Here is a 3,220-nt window from a genome sequence, read left to right as displayed (position 1 = left end):
TTCATCGTGAACCAGCCCAGAACGAAGAACACGAGCATCTGGAAAATGATCGTCGCGTTCAGATTCACGGTCGTTCCTTTAACACCTTGCGGCTCCGACCGCACCCGGAAAGGGGCGTCACGGAGCACTCGATACTTTGCTAGGCGGCGACGGAGCTTGCACCCGCATCGCCGCCAGCGTCATGACCCGCCTTTTCGCCGGCGGGCGGTGCCTTAGCCGACGAACGGGTTGGCGAAGGCGAACAGCATGGCAATACCCACGCCGATCAGGAATGCCGCGTCGATCAGGCCAGCCAGCAGGAACATCTTCGTTTGCAGAGCGTTCATCAGTTCAGGCTGACGAGCCGAGGCTTCCAGATACTTGCCGCCCATCAGTGCGATGCCGATGCAAGCGCCGATAGCGCCCAGACCGATGATAAGACCGCATGCGAGGGCAACGAAAGCGACGTTGGTCATGACAACTCCTTGGTTAGAAATCTGAAGTCAAAAATTGAAAAATAAGGGGGTACAGCTCAATGCAAGATAATCTTGCTATCCCGTGCTGGCCGGGTGGCCAGCACGAGAAATTCGGGGGATCAGTGGCCTTCGTGAGCCTGGCCGAGGTACACCAGCGTCAGCATCATGAAGATGAAGGCCTGCAGCAGAACGATCAGGATGTGGAAGATCGCCCAGATGGAACCGGCCAGGATGTGACCGATGCCCAGGCCGATGCTGGCGCCGTTGAAGCCGGTCCAGGCGCCGCCCAGCAGGGCGATCAGCATGAAAATCAGTTCGCCGGCGAACATGTTGCCGAACAACCGCATGCCCAGCGAGACGGACTTGGCGGCGTATTCGATCAGGTTCAGCAGCAGGTTGAACGGTGCCAGCACGATGGCGCCGATGCCGTGCGCGTGGAACGGCGCGGTAAACAGTTCTTTGACGAAGCCGCCCGGGTGCTTGATCTTGATGCCGTAGTAGAACATCAGCAGCAGCACGCCCAGCGACATGCCCATCGGCACGTTCAGGTCGGCGGTCGGCAGAATGCGGTGGTAGTAGAGCGGGTCGCCGTGCTCGGCACCCAGGCCGGTCAGGCGCCAGATGGAGGGCAGCAGGTCGACGGGCAGCAGGTCCAGCGCGTTCATCAGGATGATCCAGAGGAACACGGTGAGCGCCAGCGGGGCGATGAAGAGACGGCTCTTGGCGTTGTGGACGATGCCCTTGGCCTGGTCGTCGACCATGTCGACGATCATTTCCACGAAGGCCTGGAAACGGCCCGGCACGCCGTTGGTGGCGCGGCGCGCAGCGCGCCAGAGGAAGAAAATGACGATCAGGCCCATCAGGCCGGACCAGAACAACGAGTCGTAATTGATGATGTCGAACTGAGCGATAGCGCTCTGTTTCTCACCGGTATTGTTCAGATGCACCAGGTGGTGCTGAATATACGCGGACTGAGGCGACACGTCGCTGGCAGCAGCCATTTGAATCCTACCCTATTTGCTGTGCCCGGCCCTTGCGAACCGGACGATTCCACGATTTCGTTTGCCGCAAACCTGCTCGGCGCTATGACAACTTGCGGAACATCAAGAGCAGGAGATAGCCCTTCAATGTGAGTATCAGACCGAGCAGCACGGCAGGCCATACGAGGCTGTCCTGCGCCACACGCGAAAGCAGCCACAACAGCAACGCCGTTGCGAACAACTTGATCAACTCACCAGAGAGAAAGGTAAAGGGACTGGACTTACCGGCCCGTACGCTGACAGCCAGGCGCAATGCGAACAACGCATTGGGAATGAAATACGCTCCCGCCCCCGCCAACGCCGACCAACCTGCCGCCGCCCCTCCGACAACCCCCGCTATCACTGCTGCTGCGAGCCCCATGGCACCTTGCGCTGCCAATGCCAACAGGAGCCCGCGGCTTGCTTGAGCATTCAGCGCCGCGCGATCCGCGTCACTGAGAACCAGAACTTTATCCGTCATGTCGTGGTCAAACATTGCTTGCTGCTGACCCTGACCCTCAACCGGACCCTGCCGCACTTCCTGCTGCATGGAGTTCTGTTGCATCAAACTTCCTCGCTTTGCTTCTTTGCCCCTATCAGAACCGGCGCGTCCCGCTGCCCGTAGCTGCCTCCCATAGCCTGCGCTAATCCGTTGATTTCAAAAGCTTCATCAACGATTCGCCCGCTACTTGTCAGCCGCTACGTGTTCTTATCCCGCAAGCGTCAAACCCGCAGAGTATAGCGTGATTCTTTTTACCCTAGCAAATGAACTTTCGGCCGTTTGTAAGGTGCAAACAACGCTTGGATCGGACGAAATTAGGGACGCGAAACGGCCCGCAACACACGGTGCGCATACCCTGCTCGATGCAACGCGGCCTCCACAACGGAGGCCGCGCTTTATACCATCAAAACAAGGTCAGTCTTCCTTGACCGGCGGCGGCGCCCACTGGCCGTCCAGCGCCGTATCCTGGGGCGAGTACAGACGCATGCTCAACAGGAACGGCGCGTCGGCAGCCGGCGAGGCGATCCAGTTCGACCGCTTGCGCTCGCCGGGATCGCGGCGCTGGATGTAGATGTCCAGCGAACCGTCGGCGTTGTACTTCAGGCCGTCGGTGCTGCGCAGCACGTAACGGTTGGCCGGATTGTCAGCAAAGCCGTGCTTCGCATCATAGACATGCAGCGACCAGAAGGCATTCGCCGGCGGCAGTTGGCCCTTGTCGAAATGCAGCACGTAGTCCTCGTCGGAGTTCAGCGCGCGGCCCTTGGAATCGGATACCGTCACCGGGTACAGCACGTCCTCCGGCGTAGGCGCGCCCAGGCCGGCATAGGCGATGGCGGCGCGGCGCGTGTAGTCGGTGCCGTAGGTGCCGATGCCGGACAGCACGGTGCTCCAGCCATTCATGGGCGTACCCAGGCGCGACACGCCATCGGCGATGCGCCGGCCCGCCAGCGGCTGGGCCTGCGCCAGCGCCTGTTGCACCGCCGGACTCAGGCGGCCATAGGAGAACGGCTGGCGGCTGTCCAGGCCGATGCGGCGCATGCGGTCCAGGATCGGCGTGTCGTTGGCGTGCGGCGGGTTGTTGCGCATCACGTCGAAGAACAGCGTGAAGAACGATGCGGCATCCATGCCCGCGGCCTGTTCGGCCGGCGTGCCGTCGGGCACCGTCACGGGCATGGGCGGCGGCAGGTCGCTGCCGATCGGCGCCGAGCCCACGCCGGGTCCAGTCTGCGGATAGGCGCTGCGCG

4 protein-coding genes and 1 pseudogene are annotated in these 3,220 nt (G+C 61.5%); all 5 read right to left on the bottom strand.

Annotated elements, in window-relative coordinates; genetic code table 11:
- A pseudogene (locus VIR09_RS14385) lies at nucleotides 1-104 on the bottom strand (F0F1 ATP synthase subunit B); the annotation flags it as partial.
- A 108-nt stretch (nucleotides 105-212) separates the two neighbouring features.
- Complete coding sequence (gene atpE, locus VIR09_RS14380; RefSeq protein ID WP_003815363.1) at nucleotides 213-455, bottom strand: F0F1 ATP synthase subunit C; 243 nt, start codon at nucleotides 453-455, stop codon at nucleotides 213-215.
- A 119-nt stretch (nucleotides 456-574) separates the two neighbouring features.
- The gene (atpB, locus tag VIR09_RS14375) at nucleotides 575-1,456 is read right to left on the bottom strand and encodes a F0F1 ATP synthase subunit A (protein WP_013391128.1); all 882 of its coding nucleotides are present in this window, start codon (nucleotides 1,454-1,456) and stop codon (nucleotides 575-577) included.
- 82 nt (nucleotides 1,457-1,538) lie between these two features.
- The gene (locus VIR09_RS14370) at nucleotides 1,539-1,955 is read right to left on the bottom strand and encodes an ATP synthase subunit I (protein WP_349259025.1); all 417 of its coding nucleotides are present in this window, start codon (nucleotides 1,953-1,955) and stop codon (nucleotides 1,539-1,541) included.
- A 435-nt stretch (nucleotides 1,956-2,390) separates the two neighbouring features.
- On the bottom strand, nucleotides 2,391-3,220 hold an 830-nt coding region (locus VIR09_RS14365; RefSeq protein WP_332013475.1), incomplete at its 5' end, for a DUF1214 domain-containing protein.

It is taken from the genome of Achromobacter sp., assembly GCF_036567245.1.
GTDB lineage: Bacteria > Pseudomonadota > Gammaproteobacteria > Burkholderiales > Burkholderiaceae_B > Achromobacter.
Note: the sequence above shows the minus strand (reverse complement) of the source record. Positions and strands in the feature narration are given on the sequence as shown.